Below are 16,625 nucleotides of genomic sequence, written 5' to 3'. Positions count from 1 at the left end.
CCCGGGCTCGGTCCCCCTGGACGGACCCGGCGTCAGCGTCCTCCCCGACTCAGCCGCTCAGCGGCCACCGAGCGCGAACGCGATCCCGCTCTGCAGGGAGCTCTTCACCGTGAGCCGGCCGATCTCGGCGCCGCTCGCGGCGAGGCGGCCCGCGACCTCGGGGCGGATCCCCGTCAGGACCACCCGCGCGCCGAGCAGGCCCGCGACCCGCACCACCTCGAGCAGGGCGTCCACCGCCCCCGGATCGAGGTCGCCCACGCCGGTCAGGTCGAGGATGGCGGTCCGCGTGCGGCGCTCCGCGATGCCGCGCGACAGGACCTCGATCACGCGGCGCGCGCGCCGCGCGTCGAGCGGGCCGATGAGCGGCAAGACCACCACGTCGTCGCTGAGCGGGATGAGCGGCATGGAGAGCCTCGCCAGCGCCGCGTCCTGGGCCTGGATCACCTCCTCTCGAAGCCGCGCGCGCTCCTCCTCGGCGCGCCTTCGCTCGGTCATGTCGATGCCGGTCATGATGATGAACCGGGCCCCCTCGTCCTTGCCGCGCAGCACGGCGCCGGACCAGGCCGTCACCCGGCGGTCGCCGTCCCGCGCCGTCCACGGGACCTCCACCTGCTTCTTCGACGCGCCCGCGCCGAGCTCCTCGAAGAGGCCCCTGAGCTGCGCCGACGCCGCCGGATCGGGCGTGAGATCCCAGAGGAACCGCGGCTCCAGCAGCCCGCGCCCGGCGCCCAGCGCCCGCTCGGCGGCGCTGTTCGTCCGCACGATGCGCCCGCGCGCGTCGAGCACCACGATGAGGCCGTCCACGAGGTCCATGACGCCCGCCAGGAAGTCCCGCTCCCGGCTCAGCATCTCCTGCGCGTGCTTGCGCTCGAACAGCCGGCCGAGCTGCCGCGCGATCCGGCCGATCGTCCTGGTGAACGTCCCGTCATCCCCGTGCTCGGCGTCGGAGAAGAACTCCAGCACGGCCACCACGTCGGCGCCCACCATCACCGGGAACGCGAACCCCGCCTTGACCCCCAGGTTCTTCGCGAGCCTGGCGCGCGGGAAATTGGCGTCGTCCGTGACGTTCCGGACCCACGCCGGCTGCTTGCTGGCGAGCACCCGCCCCGGCAGCCCGACCCCGGAGGTGAACTGCGTCGCCTCCGTGACCGCCTTGAAGGTCGCGAACTTCACCTCATCGTGGATGTACCAGAGCGCCGTGGGCAGGAGCAGAGAGGGGTCGTCCGCGGCCGGCACGTACGCGTGCCCGACGGGCCAGCCGAGGTGGCCGCAGATGTGCGCGATGGTGCGATGCAGCGCCTCCTCGACGCTGGCCGCCTCGTGCACGTCGACAGTGACGATCCGGAGGAGCTCCACGAGCGACCGGTCATCGGTCAAGACATTGTCGAGCCTCAATCGAGCTCTCGTCGCTGCTTCCTCGGAGCGTTTGAGGAGACCGGTCATGACGGAGCAAGTACCATGTGCAATGTATCCAATCCGTTTCCGTGAGACGATCTTGGCGGAGGTCCGCTCGCGCCCCGCGCTCCGCGCCCCGCGCGCCGATGCGGCCGACGCCGCGGGCGCCCGTGGCGCCGCTGGACGGTGGCGCGCGGTTCGCCGTAATGTGTCGACACAGCGGGTCGACCCGTGTGTCGACCCTCGCCGATGAGAAGGATGATGATGCTCTCGAACTGTCTTCGCCGGTGCGCGCTCGTGGTGACGTTGCTGGCCGCGGCGCCGGCGCTCGCGGCGGAGCCGCCGCCCGCGGGCGCCTCGGCCGACGCGCAGCAGCTCGCCCGGACCAGGGCGCATGAGGGGCTCAAGCTCTACGGCGCGGACCGCTGGCAGGAGGCGTTCGACGCCTTCCAGGAGGCGGACCGGCTCTACCACGCGCCGACGCTCGTGCTCTACATGGCGCGGTGCCAGCGCAAGCTCGGGAACCTGGAGGGCGCGCGCGCCCTGTACGAGCAGGTACTCGACGAGCGGCTCCCGGAGGACCCGCCGCCGGCGTTCCTCGAGGCGCGGAAGGACGCCGAGACCGAGCTCGCCGGCGTGCGCGAGGCGCTGAAGCCGCCCGCGCCTGCGCCGGCGCCCGCGCCGCGCGTCGAGGCCGGCGGCGGCTCGTTCCTGCCCGCGGGCATCGCGTTCGGGCTCGGGGCGGTGGGGCTCGGCGTCGGCGCCGCGACGGGCATCGTGTCGCTGTCCAAGGTGTCGGACATCAAGGCGCAGTGCGAGGGCCAGCGCTGCCCCGCCGAGCTGAAGGGCGACGCCGACACCGCGACAACGCTGGGCCACGTGTCGACCGTGGGCTTCATCGTGGGCGCCGCCTCGGCCGCGGCGGGCGTCGTGCTGCTCGTGGTGCGCTCGGGCGATGACGGCGCGCCCGACGCCGCGGGCGCGGCGCCGCAAGCGCGGCGCGGCGCGGTCTGGAGCGCCGGGGTGGGCCTCGGGAGAGTCGAGCTCCGGGGGGAGTTCTGATGCGGGCGCTCGCGGCCCGCTGACGCGGCCGGAGCGGGGCGGAGCAGGGGCGCGGGGCGGAGAGCCGCGGGGCGCGGGGCGGAGGAGGGGGCGGGGCGGAGAGCCGCGGGGCAGAGGCGAGCCGCCCCGCGGCGCCGCTCATCGGGAGGAGGTCAGTCGCAGACCGCGGTCTCGCAGGCCTCCATCTCCGCGGCGCACTCCGTGACGATGCAGGTGTTGCACGCCTCTTCACCCTGGCCGCAGGCCTCGTCGCACGCGCCGTAGGCCCCGTTGATCTGGCAACCGATCGCCGCCGAGAGCTGCGGCCCGACGCTCTCGCAGCTGTTCACGATGCAGCCGTAGAGCGCGGCCTCCCCGGCCTCGGGGGGCGTGCTGCTCATGCACGAGAGCGCCTCGGCGCACGTGGACTTGCCGGAGCCGAACCACGTCGGGACGAAGAAGTTCTGCTCGTTCGCGCAGTTCTCGTAGGCCTCGGACCGCGGGAAATACGGCCCGATCAGCATGCACATCTCGTCCCGGGTGGTCAGGCCCTGGGCGATGTCTCGAGCCTCGGTGTTCTTGAAATCACAGCGGTAGTCCAGCGCCTCGCCCGCCTTGAGCTCGAGGACCGGCTTGAACTCCTGCGTCGGGACATCCTCCCACCGGTCGTGGGCGTAGAGCTCCGTCATGTTGCCCTCGGCGTCGACCTTGTGGGCGGCGTAGCCGACCCCGCGGCGGTGCATGTGCGACTGGATCCGCACGATCGAGATGTCGTGCTCGGTGGTGCACCGCATCCGCGCCGACGACTCGCCGTGCGCGGGCACGCTGATGAACGGGTTGTAGTGGAAGAGCATGCCCGCCTCGGTCGTCACCTCCTCATCCGGGATCGTGAAGAGGTTGATCCGGGCGTCGGTCTCGAGCGGCTCGGCCGACGAGTTCAGGTAGTGGGTGTTCATCAGGAGCACCGTGCCCGGCTTGACCTTGAGCGCCACCCCGTCCGGCATACCGCCGAGGAACGACTTGCCGTCGGAGGACTGGGCGCCGGCGATCACGCCGGTGACAGCCCAGTCGCCCTGGGGACCGTCGTTGCAGTCGTGGACCTGGCTCGGGTCGAGCTTCTGGCCGCGGATCGTCTCGGTCGGCATTTCGGTGTACGGCGTCGCGTACAGGAGGACGTGGTGGCTCCCGCCCGAGAACCGCACCTCTTCCCGGTTGATGTTGAGCCCCTCCGGCGGCGCCACGAAGAGCTGGCAGCGCTCGATCTCCTGCGCCGGCTCGATCGTCGAGACCATCCGGTACTGGACGCCGGTGCCCTGGGCCGGCGGCTCCAGCAGCGAGTCCCCCGGCTCCTCAGGGCCGGGGCCCGAGGAAGAACAGCCGAAGAGCGCGGCGGCGCCGAGGAGGGCGATGAGTGAAGAGGTGGTTGTGCGCATCAGTCGATCCCTGCTGTGTGTTGATCTCACATCGTGCGCGCGCGCCGGTGATTCGAGCGCGCGCGCGTGGCTCCCGGGGTATGGCGGCGACGTCGCGCCCGCCCAGGAAAATCGGTGAACGCCGGCTGGCCCGCGCCGGCGAGTCCGCGGCCGCCTCATCCGGTGAGGGGGCGCAGGCGGACGGGGGGTGACGTCATCTTCTGGATCGAGGGGTGCGAAGTGAACAACGCAGGTCCCGCGAGCTCCATGTCGGGAAAGCGGTCGAGGAGCGTTTCGATGGCGATCCGCCCCTCCAGGCGAGCCAGCGCCGCCCCGATGCAATAGTGGTCACCGACGCCGAAAGCAATGCCTGCGTCGGCGCCCCGCCGCAGATCCAACGCCGACGCGCGGGGATAGACCGCCTCGCCGCGAAGCGCGCTGATCAGCATGGGCGATCGGAGCAGGGTGTGCATCGCAAAGCAGATGAGGTGGACGGTGGCCTCCGTGCCTCCCACAGGCGCCGCGGCGACCAGCGCGACCAGGCTCATCCTCGGCCTGGGTCAGCAAGGTAAGTACGTCGCCGTCGAGCGGTTTCTTCCTGCGCTCCTCCGGCCGGGGGAGCGAAGAAGAGGCTGTGCGGGGTCAGCCGATCGAACTTGCTGTTCCAGGGAGAGGAGGGCGTCGTTCCTGGAGAATTCCCACGCTGCCCGATCGGTCGTGAAGCGGCCATCGCGCAGCAAGGAAACGACGTCCTCGTGCCGGAAGACCAGACACCCGTCCGCTCTCGACAGGACGTCGAACGCCTCGTCGGACGATGCGTAAGTCCGTTCGCCGTAGATCGAGCCCGCGCGCTTCTCTGAAGACTCGAGCGAACCGGCGTCGCGATGCCGTGTTTCGAGCCGGACTCGAACGACCGATGTACCGGGTAAAGAACTGCAAAGATGCTTTGATTATCGTAACGTGGCCTTGCGCGCCCCGAAGAAGGTAGCTCGCGGCGATCGCTTCGAGCTCCCGCCGGCCGCGCGCTCTGGTAGCCTGGGCCGGTGCAGCCACGCGCCCACATCCGCCGCCGCTCTTCCGCCCTCGTCGTTGCGACGGCCGCTGTTCTCCTGGCTCCGGCCGCTGCGGAGGCTGCCGATCCGGCGCCCGCCATCGCGGTCGACCTCGGGGGCGCGCAGCTCGAGCTCGTGCTGGTGAAGGCGGGCCGCTTTCGCCAGGGCTCGCCGCCCCAGGAGGCGGGCCGCGGCGACGACGAGGCGCCCCGCGACGTGACGCTCGGCCGCGGCTTCTACCTGGGGAAGTTTCCGGTCACGGTCGGGCAGTTCTCGCGCTTCGCCGAGGAGACCGGCTACCGCACCGAGGCCGAGGTGGGCGCCTCCGGCGGGTTCGGCTTCGACGGCAAGGGCCTGTCGCAGCGCAAGGAGTTCACCTGGAGGACTCCCGGCTTCCCGCAGACCGACCAGCACCCCGTGACGCTGGTGACCTTCAAGGACGCGGGCGAGTTCGCCCGCTGGCTGACGCGGAAGACCGGCCGCGCCTTCGATCTGCCGACCGAGGCGCAATGGGAGTACGCGGGCCGCGCGGGGACGCAGACGCGGTTCTACGCGGGGGACGACGACAACGCGGCCGCCCTCATCGGGTGGTTCAAGGGCAACGCGGGGAGCGGCACGAGGCCTGTCGGGCAGAGGCGGCCGAACGCCTTTGGCCTGCACGACATGAGCGGCAATGTCCACGAGTGGTGTCGCGACTGGTACGGTCCCTATGCGCCCGGCCCCGCGGTCGACCCCGAGCAGACGGCGCCGCCGGCCGGCGACAAGCCCCGGCGCGTGCTGCGCGGCGGGTCGTGGCTCAAGGACGCGAAGCACCTGCGCGCCGCGGCGCGGTACCGCAACGACCCGGGCAGCCGCAACGCGGACAACGGCTTCCGCGTGGTCGCCGCGCTGGAGGCGAGCGCGCCCGCCGCGGCGGCGCCCGCGCCGGCGCCGCTCCAGGCGGGCGCCACGCGCAAGGCGCCGTCGAGTTTCTGGTCGACCGCGTCGACCGCGTCGACAGGGACCCTCGTGGCGTTCGCCGGCGGAGGCCTCGTCCTGGCGAGCGCCGTCATCGGTCTCATCGGCCTGATCGTGCACCGCGCGGTCCGCGGAAGACCCGTGGCCGGGGCGCCGCCGGGCGTGACGTTCCGGCCGCAGGGCGACGGCTTCTGGCTGAACGCCCCGCCGCACCTGCACGGGTCGACGTTCCACTACCGCTGCCTCGTGAAGGGCGCGATGCGGCGCGCGTCGGTGCCGATCGAGCCGAGCCCGCGCGGGCAGTTCGTCTACACGGGCGGCTCCCCCTCGTCCGTCGAGCTGGAGCAGCTCGGCGCGGCCGCGTGGGCCGCCGCGCCCGGCGTGGGGCGCGGGATCGCGGCGCCTGTCGCCGCGCCGCACCGCGCCGGCGGGGGCCATCGCTCGCGGGACCGCATCTCGAGCGCGCCGGACGTGGCCGTCGTCGCGCCGTTCCGCGGCTATCCCTCGGCCTACTGAGCGGCGCCGGTCGGTCCCGCATGCGCCCTCCGATCTGCGCCGTCTTCGCCGAGGCGCCCGCGCACCGCGCCCGCGCCGGCCGCACGCTGCGCGCGCTCCGGCTCGCCGGGCTCGCGCCGGTCGACCTCACGGCGGCGCCGCTGGCGGCCGCGGCGGAGGCGTTCGCGGCGGGGCCGGTGTGGCTCGTGCGCGGGGGCGCGTGGCCGGCCCCGTCCGCGGCGCTCGAGTGGGGCCCGTTCCCGCCGCCGAGCGACACCGGGCTGCCGCTCTGCGCGTTCGGCGCGGTCACGACGCCGCCGGACGTCGGCGCGGTCTCCACGCCCTTCCCCGCGGACGCCGAGGCCGCGGCGTGGGCCGAGCTGCTGCGGGCGACGGGCGGCGAGCTGAGCCGCGCCGCGCGCGCGCGCCGGGCTCCAGGGCTGCCCCGGGCGGCGAGCGTGTACCTCGACGCGCCGCTCGCCGCGGGCGTCGCGGCGCGCCTGCGCGCGGGCGAGGCGCTCGACGCGGCCCTCCATGGCGAGCTCGCGGGGCGGCGCGCGCGCGTGGTCCGGCACGCGCCGCTCGACGTGTGCGACGACGCGGCGCTGCGGGTCGCGCAGGTCGTGACCAGCCTGCAGCAGGGCGGCGCCGAGCGGATCGCGATCGACCTCGCGACCGGGCTGCCGCGCCGCGGCGTGCGCTCGCGCGTCCTCGCGGTCTACCGGCCGACGCGCCCGACGTTCGGCGCGCCGCCGGGGGCGCTCGACCTGTCGGAGGTGCCGGGCGATCGCGAGCAGCGCTTCGACGCGCTCGCCCGCGCGCTCGCGGCGTGGGGCGCGGATCTCGCGCACGCGCACCTGCTCGACGCCGAGGACCTCGCGCGCCTCTCCGCGCGCGGGTTCCGGCCGCTGGTCACGGTGCACAACGTGGCCGCGGGCTGGCCGGCGGGGCTCGGCCGCCTCGGCGCGGACGACGCGGCGCTGCTCGTGGCGTGCGCGCGCGCGGTCGAGGCGGAGCTCGCGGCGTGCGCGCTGCCCGTTCCGGCGCGCACGGTCTGGAACGGGATCGACCTTGCGGCCGCGAAGGCGGAGGCGCGACGGTCGTCAGGAGCGGCGGAGGCGCGCGGGGCCGCGCCGGCGGAGGCGCGCGGGGCCGCGCCGGCGGAGGCGGCCGCGTGGCGGCGGCGCCTCGAGATCGCGCCGGACGACCTCGTCCTGCTCGCCGTGGCGAACCCGCGGCCGCAGAAGCGGCTGCACCTGTTGCCGGCGATCCTCGCGGCGACGCGGGCGGCGCTCGCGGCGGCCGGCGATCCGCGGGCGGCGCGGCTCGTGATCGCCGGGAGCGCCTCGCCGCGCAGCGAGCAGGCGCTCGCCGCGGAGGCGGAGATCCGGCGCGAGGTCGACCGGCTCGGCCTGCGCGCCGAGGTGCGCTTCGCGGGGGCGGTCGCCGACGTCGCGGGCCTGCTCGCGGCGGCCGACGTGCTCGTGTCGCCGAGCGCCCACGAGGGGCTGAGCCTCGCGCACCTGGAGGCGCTCGCGGCCGGCCTCCCGGTCGTCGCGACCGGCGCCGGCGGCACGGCGGAGATCGCCGCGGAGACCCCGGCGCTGGTCCACCTGCCGCTCGACGCCGCGCCCGAGCGGTTCGCCGAGGCGATCGCGTCGGCGGCGCGCGGTCGCCCGGCGCCTGCGGGCGGCCGGGAGGTGGTGGCGCGGCACTTCAGCGCGGCGCGGATGGCCGAGGGCTATGCGCGGCTCTACCCGCGGGCGATCGCGCGGAACCGCGGCCCGCGCCGGGGGGACGGGCTGCTCCTCGTGACGAACAACTTCTCGACCGGCGGGGCGCAGTCGAGCGCGCGCCGGCTGCTGCTCGGCCTCGGGGCGGCGGGCGTGCGCGGCCGGGCGGCCGTGATCGAGGAGCAGCCGGAGTACCCGACGCCGGGGCGGCGGGCGCTCGTGGCGGCCGGCATCCCGGTGCTGACGGTGCCGCCGCCGGCCGACATCGAGCCGGCCGAGGCGGTGGAGCGCCTGCTGCGCGCGATCGAGGAGGACCCGCCCGAGGCGGTGCTGATGTGGAACGTGATCGCCGAGCACAAGGTGCTCCTCTCCGACGGGCTGCTCGACGTGCCGCTCTTCGACATCAGCCCTGGCGAGATGTACTTCGCCTCGCTGCGCCGGTATTTCGCGTCGCCGCGCCGCGGGTTGCCGTACCGGACGCCGCGCGACTACGGCGCGCGCCTGGCCGGGGTGATCGTGAAGTACGAGGCCGAGGCGGCGCTCGCCGCCGAGGTGCTCGGGGCGCCGGCCCACGTGGTGCCGAACGGCGTGGCGCTGGGTCCGCGCCCGCCGCGCCCGTCGCGCCCGCCGGCGGCGCCGGACCCGCGCGCGTCCGGCGGCGAGCGCGCGCGGCTCGTGATCGGGACGGCGGCGCGGATCCACCCGCACAAGAAGCTCGACGAGCTCCTCGCGGCGCTGCGCCTCTCGGCGCCGCGGCTGCCGCCGCATGTGCTGCGCATCGCGGGCGGGGTCGAGCGCGGCGCGGAGGCGCACGCCGAGGAGCTGCGACGGATGGCGGCGGGGCTCTCGGTCGAGTGGGTCGGCGAGCTCGACGACGCGCGCGGCTTCCTGCGCGAGCTCGACGTGTTCGCGCTGATCGCCGAGCCCGCGGGGTGCCCGAACGCGTCGCTCGAGGCGATGACCGAGGGGCTGCCGGTGGTGGCCACCGCGGTCGGCGGCATGTCCGAGCAGGTGGACGACGGCGTGACCGGGCGGCTGGTGCCGCCGGGCGACGCCGAGGCGTTCGCGGGGGCGCTTGTGGAGCTGGCGGGAGACCCGGCGCGGCGGGTGCGCATGGGGGCGGCGGGGTGGGAGCGCGCGCGGGAGCGGTTCTCGCTGGAGAGGATGGTTGGTGATTACGTGAGCGTTTGCCTGGGCGGGCGGGGGCGGGGAGCGGGGTGAGAGCGGGCGTGGCCAGACGTCTGGCTGTGCGTGGCCAGACGTCTGGCTGTGCGTGGCCAGACGTCTGGCTGTGCGCGGCCAGATCTCGGGTGGTGCTGCACTCTGGGCTGAAGTGCAGCGCTCGCGCTCGACGTACAGCACCCTGCGGAGGCTGAGTGCAGCACGCACGACCCCTCGGGAGATCGAACAGCGACAACTGGACAGGGCCACGCGGCGGCTCGGGAGAAGGCGGAGGAGCGGACTGTACCGGTGGTGCTGCCGGCAGAGGTGGTGGCTCGCAGTTCTCTGTCCGATGTGTTCTATTTATCTGTCTGGCGCGTCCGCGCTGCCCAGCGGCCAACTCTCTTCAGCGCACGAGACGCGCTCTCGTACGCCTCCTGGTGAGATATGCAGGATGAGTCCAGCGCGAGCATTCTATCGAACGCCTCGATCACGACCGCGTGCCCCACGGGTATGGCAGCAATGCGGTGGCAGTGGTACCGAGGTGAATCGAACACCAGAAAGCAGTAGTGGTGGCCGCCTCCTGGTAGGCTCTCGTGCCGTTGGGCGTAATTGACGGGCTCTCTGCTTTTTTTGCGTCCTGGTCTTCGGGGTTGGCAAAATGCCATGACTCGCACCCCAGGTACTCGATGAATCCAGCGACGAACCGACGTAGCTCTTTCTCTGCGTCGCGCCTGTACAGGTGCAGTGTTTCGGAGATGTCGTCGTCTGTCGTGTCCTCGAACGCTGCTACGATCTCGTCGTACCTGCTCATGGTGCCTCGCATGCCAGATTGCGCCGCTGGGCAGCGGACTCGCTGCCCCCCCCTGGTTTAGCAACCTCGACGGCGCCCGCGCGAGGGATGGCGGGTGAATCGAGCTGCCGGGCGCGCCCTCAGCGGGTCGTCGAGCCGCCGGGCGTGGGGACGTGCTCCGCGGCGAGATCTGCTTCAACAGCGCAGTCCAGCCTCGCTGCATCGGCTCGTGGCTAGGGTGTCCTCGCGCACCGGACCCCGACGTGGCTGTAGCGGACCGATGGAGGGTAGGCGTTGCGGTGGGACGTGCGCAGGTACGAATCATCGCTGTACCAGGTCCCGCCCCGGATCACCCGGCCGCTTCCACCATCCTCCATGGTCGCACAATCCTCGCAAGGCTCGGGGTAGTCCCCGGCCCAGTCCAGCGCCCACTCCCACATGCTCCCGGCCAGGTCTGCATGCCCCCACTTCCCATCTCCCTGCTGGGACCGCGACCCGACAGGTTGGATGTCGCTCATCGTGCATGAGTCGTCCTGAGCCCCGCCCCCTGTGCAGTCATACACCGCATGGCGGTCATCGATCACGGTCGAGTCTGCCGGATCCGACCAGGGAAACGTCCGCTGCTCGTCTCCACCTGCCGCCGCGAAGTACCACTCCGCCTCCGTCGGCAGTCGGCCCCCGTCCCACGCGCAGAACGCGGAGGCCAGGTACCAGCTCACGCAGAGCATCGGCAGCTGCTCATCGTCGCCAGCCTCATCCGTCCACAGATCGAAGTCCGGATCGCAATGCAGATGGCTGTTCAGATCGGCCGCGTCCTCGGGTAGCTCGGCGTCTTCGATGCTCCATGTCTCCCCCCACCCGCTCCCAGGGACCCCGGGGTGCGCTCCCGCGCCCACCGCGGGCAGGCTCCCCGGATACGCCTCCACGAACTTGCGGAACCGCCCGAACGTCACCTCGAACCGGTCCAGCAAGAACGCGCTGACCGTCGCCGGATGGTCCATGCCGTCGTCGGTCTGACGCAGGAAGCTCCCGCCGGGCACCGCCCTGATCGCGCAGCAGCTCTCCTTGCCCGTCGGGCCGCACGTCGCGGCCAGCCCGGCGCAGCTCGGGGGCGTGGTGCACTTCCCTTCATCGCACACGGGGGCTGCCGCGGGACACGGCGGCGCGTCCTCCCACCGGCCGTCGACACAGCGCTGCGGTCTGTTCTGCGAGCACGTCACCTCGTCGGCAGAGCACTCCGGGCCGCCTGCGCCGCCGGCTCCCTCGCCGTGCGCATAGCTGGACCAGTCCGCGCCGAGGATCTGCGCGCAGCCTCCGCAGGAAGCCGCAATCGCGGCCCAGAGCCACACCATCGCAGACCGTCCCTTGCCGCTCATGACGCGGAGCATCTTGCGACGCGAACGGCGCGTCAAGGCGCGCCGCGGACGCGGCGTCGGACTCCACATGAGCCTCCTTTGCCTCGATGGGGTACGAGCTGTCGGTGCCACTTGCGCCCCGAAAGACGCGCCTCGCGACGTGCGCTCTGAGCCAGGGGCAGGGGAGCACCGGTCGCTTCATCGAGACCTGTATGCGTGGCTCGCTGCGATGCCACGGCGGCCACGTGCTTCCGTGATCAAGGCCAGCGTCGTTCGCGCTTGAGCTGCTCGCGCAGGGCGGAGAGCTCCGGTTCCGCCATGACATCGAGGGCCGCGTCGCGCTCGGGCGACAGGGCGATGCCGAGCACCTCGCACAGGTCCCGCACCGCGGTTCGCAGTCCCTGGGTGTGCCCTTCTTCCCGGACCGCGTCGATGTCTTCGTATCCCCTGCGCTGGAGCAGGTTGCGCAGGGTCGCCTCGTGCGCGGCCTCTCGGTCATAGAGGGCCTCGACCAGCACCGGGTTCTTCAGCACCCCCGGCGCGAGCAGCGCCTCGCCCGGCAAGGCCACGCGCGCCGGCTGGCGCCGGGGCTTCGGCGCGCCTGCGCGCGCTCGCGCCCTGCGTTGCGGCGCCTTCTGCGCGGCCGAGGTGGAGGCCTCATAGACCTCGACGCGCCGCTCGCCCTGAAGGCGCACCACCCAGATCCAGCGCGTACCGGCCGCGAGCAGCTCGTCAATCTTGCTGTGCAGCTCGGCCTCGTCCTGGCCGGTGTCGGCGTACTCGACGGCGAGCGGCGGCGCTTCGGTGGCCCAGCCGGGCTCGTCCGGGATGGGGCCGACGGCGATGTCGGGCGCGCGCAGCATCTCCGGCTGCGGCGAGACGCCGAGATCGACAGCGGCGGCCTCGGCGAGCGGATCGGTGTCGAGCACGCCGAAGCCGGTGCCGTTGCGGCGGCCGCCGCGGCGGCCGCTGGGCAGGCATTCGACCAGGCGGCCCTCGGACAGCTCGTAGGGATCTCCCGGGCGAAGCTGGTCGGCGGTCACGGGGTGGCGGGGAGGCGCGGTCATCGAATATCTCATGTGGATCTATTCCGGGCAGGGCCCGGCGTCCATCAGGAGACGTGTGAGAGCTGGCGTGGCCAGACGTCTGGCTGTGCGTGGCCAGACGTCTGGCTGTCCGCTTGCGTGGACGGACGTCACACTGCGGCCAAGCGCTTACATGGTCAGGGCCAGCGTCGTTCGCGCTTGAGCTGCTCGCGCATACGGAGAGCCAGCTGCTTCGTGCGGAGATCAGCAGGCCGAGAACGGCCAGATCCTCTGCTCCAGCTCGGCGAGGGACGAGACCTGGGACTCCCAGCCATCCATCCTGAGCTGGAACCGGAGGTTGCTGTACCGGTGCAGGAGCGAGAGCGCCATCAGCTTGCGGCTCAGCGCCGGGGTGAGGTCCGTGATCGGGTATCCGTAGGAGGACAGAAAGGCGCGCTGGAGGTCCGCGCTGCCCGCGGCGAGGAAGAGGCACGGGCCCAGCAGGTCGTACTCGCGCGGCCCGAGGCACGCGTCCGCGAAGTCGATCATGCCGGTGACGCTCCACCTCTCGCCCGTCCGGGTCACGAGGAGGTTCTCCGGCGTGTACTCCCCGGTCAAGAGGACCGGGACCACGGATCCAGGCAAGAGACCGCGCGCGGTCTCGAGGTACGACGGGATCTGCGAGACGAGATGTCCGGGCAAACCCATCCGCCGGTGGCGGCCCTCGCATCCGGCGATCTGGCGCTCCACGAACGCATCCCAGCGGAGGTCGATGCCCTCCAGTCCATCGGTCGGCAGCGCGTGGGCGGCCCTCATGATCTCGCCGATGCGCGCCAGCGCCTCGACCCGCTCCGCGTCGCCCAGCGCGGGCCAGACCTCTTCCAGGGGGCGCCCGGGCAGGCGCGACATCACGAGATAGGGCCACCCGTCGAGCTCCGATTCGTGGAGGAGCTCCGGCGTCGTCGCGGGGACCTTGCCATGGAACCGCGCGAGCGAGAGGCGCTCGGCCTCGAACTGGTGCCGCAGGAAGGGCGGAAACAGCTTGATGATCTGCCCCGCGTCGTTCGAGACGACCACGTTCGTCCCGTGCGCGAACGCGGAGAGCCCGCCCGTCGCCAGGCCGTGGCGCTGGCACACCGCGAGGATCGCCGGGCGAAAGGCCTCCAGGTCGGCGCGGATCCGGTCGAATCCGGCGGGGCTGTCGAACGACGGGAACAGGGAGGGATCGTCGGCGGGCGCGCTGGGATCGGAGGGCATGGGTCGGCGGAGACCGTAACGCGCGCGCGCCGGGGCCGCCATCGCAGCGTCGACCCGCGCGGCGCTGGCGAGCAGGGGCGGAGGCCGCAGGCCTTCAGCGCGCGCGATGGGGGCGACTCGCCTTCAGGGGTGGCGCTCTCGACCGGCGATGGCCGCGGAAGAGGGGAGATCTGGTGGACGGACCCGAGGCGTCGGATACTCCTTCGCGGGAGACACCGTTCCCCGACACCACCCCGTTCTCCCGAGAGGAGCGTTCCACCATGCAGATGCCGGACCCCCCGGAAACCCACAAGGAGTTCATCCGCCGCTTCCCCAAGCTCGGCGAGGCCTGGGCGCTCCTCGGCGAGGCCGGCGCGGAGGGGCCGCTCCCCGAGAAGACGGTGCGCCTGCTGAAGCTCGCGCTCGCGTGCGGCGCGATGCGCGAGGGGGCCGTGCACTCGAGCGTGCGCAAGGCCCTGGCCATGGGGATAGCGGCCGAGGAGATCGAGCAGGTCGTCGCCCTCTCGGCGGCGACGCTCGGCCTGCCCGGCGCCGTCGCCGTCTACTCCTGGGTGCGGGACGTCCTCGAGGAGCCCGGCGGGTGAGGCGGGGCTCGTGAGGAACGCCGCGAACCGCGGCCGGACGCGCGCCGTCGTGGCGGCGCTCGGGGTCGGCGCGCTCCTGAGCTGCCTGGGCCCGACGGCGGGCCAGGTCGATCTGCCGGGGCTCGACGTCCCCGTCGAGAAGGCGATCTCCTTCCCGGCGGGAAAGGAGCTCCAGTTCCCCGTGCACGCCGAGCGCTACGAGCACAGCGGCGGAAACCACGTGCGGATCGAGGTGACGCTGCTCCGCGGAGGCGCGCCGGTCGGCGCGATGGCGTGCGACGGGTTCGAGCTGGAAGGCGGCGCCGGGTGCGGGTCGAGCGCGACGCACATGAACAGCAGCTGCTCGATGACGGTCCCCGCCGGCGGGAGCGACGCGATCCGGGTCGTGGCGAGGCTCGCGGACAGGGACAACTCGGCGAGCTTCGAGGGGCTCAGCGTCTATATCCGGGACTGAGCGGGGCTGGCCGCCGGACCCGGGTCCTGTATGCTCCCGCGCCGCGCCCCGCCTTGGCGCGCTCGCTGCCATGCCGCTGATCGTCGTCGAGGACCTCCGCAAGGCGTACCGGGTGGCCGAGCGCCGGCCGGGCGCGTGGGGCGCCGTCGCGGGGCTGCTGCGCCCGCGCTACCGCGCCGTCGACGCGCTCGCGGGCGTCTCGTTCTCGCTCGAGCGGGGCGATCTCGTCGGGTACATCGGGCCGAACGGCGCCGGCAAGTCGACCACCGTGAAGATCCTCGCCGGCATCCTCGTGCCGGACTCGGGGCGCTGCGAGGTGGACGGCCGCGTGCCCTGGCGCGAGCGCATCGAGCACGTGCGGCGGCTCGGGGTCGTGTTCGGCCAGCGCACCCAGCTCCTGTGGGACCTGCCGGTGACCGACTCGTTCGAGCTGCTCCGCGACATCTACCGCGTCGGCGCGGCAGACCACGCCCGCGCCCGCGACGAGCTCGTCGCGATGCTCGACCTCGCGCCGCTGCTCGACACGCCGGTGCGGCAGCTCAGCCTCGGCCAGCGGATGCGCTGCGATCTCGCGGCCGCGCTGCTCCACGCGCCCGAGCTGCTCTTCCTCGACGAGCCCACGATCGGCCTCGACGCCGTCTCGAAGCTCGCGGTGCGGCGCTTCATCCAGCGGCTCAACCGCGAGCGCGGGGTCACGGTGATCCTGACGACGCACGACATGGACGACATCGAGGCGCTGTGCTCGCGCGTCCTCCTCATCGCCGGCGGCCGGGTGCTCTCGGACGGCTCGCTCGAGGCGCTCCGCGCGCAGGTCACCGCCGAGCGCTGGCTCATCGTGGACCTGACCGACCCGGCGGCGCACATCGACGAGCCGCACGCCGAGGTGATCCGCCGCGAGGGCGACCGCGTGACGCTGCGCTTCGATCCGGCGGCGATCTCGACGGCGGAGCTCGTCGGGCGCGTCACGGCCCGCTACCCGGTGCGCGACCTCCTCGTGCAGAACCCGCCGATCGACGAGATCGTGGCGCGGCTCTACGGCGAGGGCGGCGGCGATGGCGACGAGGAGCGCGCGCGGGAGGAGCGCGCGCGGCCGTGAGCGCGCTCCGCGCTTACCTCGCCGTGTTCCGCGCGCGGTTCCGCGCGCTCTTGCAGTACCGCGCGGCGGCCGCCGCCGGGTTCGGCACGCAGCTGTTCTGGGGGCTCATCAAGGTGATGGTGCTCGAGGCGTTCTACGCGAACGCCGCGGGCCCCACGTCCGCCGCGGCGCCGATGGCGCTCGGGCAGGCGGTCACGTACACGTGGCTCGGGCAGGCGTTCTTTCAGCTCATGCCGTTCTCGACGAACCCCGATCCCGAGGTGCGCGAGCTGATCCGCACGGGCGCGGTGGGGTACGAGCTCGCGCGCCCGCTCGACGTCCATGCGCTGTGGCTCACCCGCGCGCTCGCCGCGCGCCTCGCGCCGACGGCCCTGCGCGCGGCGCCGATGATCGCGGTCGCCGTGCCGCTGCTCGGCATGTCGCTGCCGCCGTCGCTCGCCGCGGCGGGGGCGTGGGCGGCGGCGATGGCCGGCGCGGCGGCGCTGGTCGGCGCGTTCGCGACGGCGGTGACGTCGACGATGCTGTGGACCACGTCGGGCGACGGCATCTCGCGGATCGTGCCGTCGGTCGTCCTGATCGGCTCCGGCATGGTCGTGCCGCTGCCGCTGTTCCCGTCGTGGATGCAGCCGTGGCTCGACGCGCTGCCGTTCCGCGGCATGATGGACGCGCCGTTCCGGCTCTACCTCGGGCACCTGCCCGCGGGGGCGCTGCCGGGCGTGCTGCTGCACCAGGCGCTGTGGACCGCGGTGTTCGTGGCGCTCGGCCGCGCGATGGTCGCGCGCGGCCTGCGGCGGCTCGTTGTGCAGGGCGGGTGA

The 16,625-nt window shown here is 73.3% G+C and carries 14 protein-coding genes; 7 read left to right on the top strand and 7 right to left on the bottom strand.

What is annotated here, in order from left to right; all coding sequences use genetic code 11:
• Window positions 1-57: 57 nt before the first annotated feature.
• On the bottom strand, window positions 58-1,377 hold the full coding sequence (locus WME96_RS35330) for an STAS domain-containing protein (RefSeq protein ID WP_437285987.1): 1,320 nt from the start codon (window positions 1,375-1,377) through the stop codon (window positions 58-60).
• Window positions 1,378-1,656: 279 nt separating this feature from the next.
• On the opposite strand from WME96_RS35330, the gene WME96_RS35325 reads away from it, so the two are divergent.
• A complete protein-coding gene (locus WME96_RS35325) occupies window positions 1,657-2,457 on the top strand; it encodes a tetratricopeptide repeat protein (RefSeq protein ID WP_437285986.1) in 801 nt (266 codons plus the stop codon).
• Between the two features lie 152 nt (window positions 2,458-2,609).
• Here WME96_RS35325 and WME96_RS35320 read toward each other — a convergent pair whose 3' ends face one another.
• Together WME96_RS35320 and WME96_RS35315 are read right to left on the bottom strand one after the other, a co-directional pair.
• Window positions 2,610-3,869: a hypothetical protein gene (locus WME96_RS35320; RefSeq protein WP_437285985.1), complete on the bottom strand. Its 1,260-nt coding sequence runs from the start codon at window positions 3,867-3,869 to the stop codon at window positions 2,610-2,612.
• Between the two features lie 155 nt (window positions 3,870-4,024).
• Window positions 4,025-4,396 carry a cytochrome P450 gene (locus WME96_RS35315; protein ID WP_437285984.1) on the bottom strand — a complete coding sequence of 124 codons (372 nt, stop codon included), beginning with the start codon at window positions 4,394-4,396 and terminating at the stop codon, window positions 4,025-4,027.
• Window positions 4,397-4,891: 495 nt separating this feature from the next.
• On the opposite strand from WME96_RS35315, the gene WME96_RS35310 reads away from it, so the two are divergent.
• Together WME96_RS35310 and WME96_RS35305 are read left to right on the top strand one after the other, a co-directional pair.
• Window positions 4,892-6,373 carry a formylglycine-generating enzyme family protein gene (locus WME96_RS35310; RefSeq protein ID WP_437285983.1) on the top strand — a complete coding sequence of 494 codons (1,482 nt, stop codon included), beginning with the start codon at window positions 4,892-4,894 and terminating at the stop codon, window positions 6,371-6,373.
• 20 nt (window positions 6,374-6,393) lie between these two features.
• Window positions 6,394-9,306: a glycosyltransferase gene (locus WME96_RS35305; RefSeq protein WP_437285982.1), complete on the top strand. Its 2,913-nt coding sequence runs from the start codon at window positions 6,394-6,396 to the stop codon at window positions 9,304-9,306.
• A gap of 430 nt (window positions 9,307-9,736) precedes the next feature.
• Here the strand turns inward: WME96_RS35305 and WME96_RS35300 are convergent, their stop codons facing one another.
• The 4 genes from WME96_RS35300 to WME96_RS35285 form a co-directional block, all read right to left on the bottom strand.
• The gene (locus WME96_RS35300; RefSeq protein WP_437285981.1) at window positions 9,737-10,060 is read right to left on the bottom strand and encodes a hypothetical protein; all 324 of its coding nucleotides are present in this window, start codon (window positions 10,058-10,060) and stop codon (window positions 9,737-9,739) included.
• A 212-nt stretch (window positions 10,061-10,272) separates the two neighbouring features.
• Complete coding sequence (locus WME96_RS35295; RefSeq protein WP_437285980.1) at window positions 10,273-11,415, bottom strand: formylglycine-generating enzyme family protein; 1,143 nt, start codon at window positions 11,413-11,415, stop codon at window positions 10,273-10,275.
• A 236-nt stretch (window positions 11,416-11,651) separates the two neighbouring features.
• Entirely contained in the window at window positions 11,652-12,461 is an 810-nt protein-coding gene (locus WME96_RS35290) for a Uma2 family endonuclease (protein ID WP_437285979.1), read from the bottom strand.
• A gap of 222 nt (window positions 12,462-12,683) precedes the next feature.
• On the bottom strand, window positions 12,684-13,676 hold the full coding sequence (locus tag WME96_RS35285) for a phosphotransferase family protein (RefSeq protein WP_437285978.1): 993 nt from the start codon (window positions 13,674-13,676) through the stop codon (window positions 12,684-12,686).
• A 260-nt stretch (window positions 13,677-13,936) separates the two neighbouring features.
• Between WME96_RS35285 and WME96_RS35280 the strand changes: the two genes are divergently transcribed.
• From WME96_RS35280 to WME96_RS35265, 4 genes are all read left to right on the top strand, one after another.
• Window positions 13,937-14,260, top strand: a complete 324-nt coding sequence (locus WME96_RS35280; protein ID WP_437285977.1) for a carboxymuconolactone decarboxylase family protein — start codon at window positions 13,937-13,939, stop codon at window positions 14,258-14,260.
• 10 nt (window positions 14,261-14,270) lie between these two features.
• The gene (locus WME96_RS35275; RefSeq protein WP_437285976.1) at window positions 14,271-14,714 is read left to right on the top strand and encodes a hypothetical protein; all 444 of its coding nucleotides are present in this window, start codon (window positions 14,271-14,273) and stop codon (window positions 14,712-14,714) included.
• Between the two features lie 70 nt (window positions 14,715-14,784).
• The gene (locus tag WME96_RS35270) at window positions 14,785-15,810 is read left to right on the top strand and encodes an ABC transporter ATP-binding protein (RefSeq protein ID WP_437285975.1); all 1,026 of its coding nucleotides are present in this window, start codon (window positions 14,785-14,787) and stop codon (window positions 15,808-15,810) included.
• Window positions 15,807-16,625: an ABC transporter permease gene (locus WME96_RS35265; RefSeq protein WP_437285974.1), complete on the top strand. Its 819-nt coding sequence runs from the start codon at window positions 15,807-15,809 to the stop codon at window positions 16,623-16,625. Before WME96_RS35270 ends, WME96_RS35265 begins: the two co-directional genes overlap by 4 nt.

Source organism: Sorangium sp. So ce406 (genome assembly GCF_051474675.1).
Lineage (GTDB): Bacteria > Myxococcota_A > Polyangia > Polyangiales > Polyangiaceae > Sorangium > Sorangium cellulosum_G.
Note: the sequence above shows the minus strand (reverse complement) of the source record. Positions and strands in the feature narration are given on the sequence as shown.

Coding starts and splice junctions, on each gene's coding strand:
- WME96_RS35280 (WP_437285977.1), top strand. CDS start 13,937: ATGCAGATGCCGGACCCCCCGGAAACCCACAAGGAGTTCATCCGCCGC.
- WME96_RS35285 (WP_437285978.1), bottom strand. CDS start 13,676: ATGCCCTCCGATCCCAGCGCGCCCGCCGACGATCCCTCCCTGTTCCCG.
- WME96_RS35305 (WP_437285982.1), top strand. CDS start 6,394: ATGCGCCCTCCGATCTGCGCCGTCTTCGCCGAGGCGCCCGCGCACCGC.
- WME96_RS35325 (WP_437285986.1), top strand. CDS start 1,657: ATGATGCTCTCGAACTGTCTTCGCCGGTGCGCGCTCGTGGTGACGTTG.
- WME96_RS35320 (WP_437285985.1), bottom strand. CDS start 3,869: ATGCGCACAACCACCTCTTCACTCATCGCCCTCCTCGGCGCCGCCGCG.
- WME96_RS35295 (WP_437285980.1), bottom strand. CDS start 11,415: ATGAGCGGCAAGGGACGGTCTGCGATGGTGTGGCTCTGGGCCGCGATT.
- WME96_RS35290 (WP_437285979.1), bottom strand. CDS start 12,461: ATGACCGCGCCTCCCCGCCACCCCGTGACCGCCGACCAGCTTCGCCCG.
- WME96_RS35270 (WP_437285975.1), top strand. CDS start 14,785: ATGCCGCTGATCGTCGTCGAGGACCTCCGCAAGGCGTACCGGGTGGCC.
- WME96_RS35315 (WP_437285984.1), bottom strand. CDS start 4,396: ATGAGCCTGGTCGCGCTGGTCGCCGCGGCGCCTGTGGGAGGCACGGAG.
- WME96_RS35300 (WP_437285981.1), bottom strand. CDS start 10,060: ATGAGCAGGTACGACGAGATCGTAGCAGCGTTCGAGGACACGACAGAC.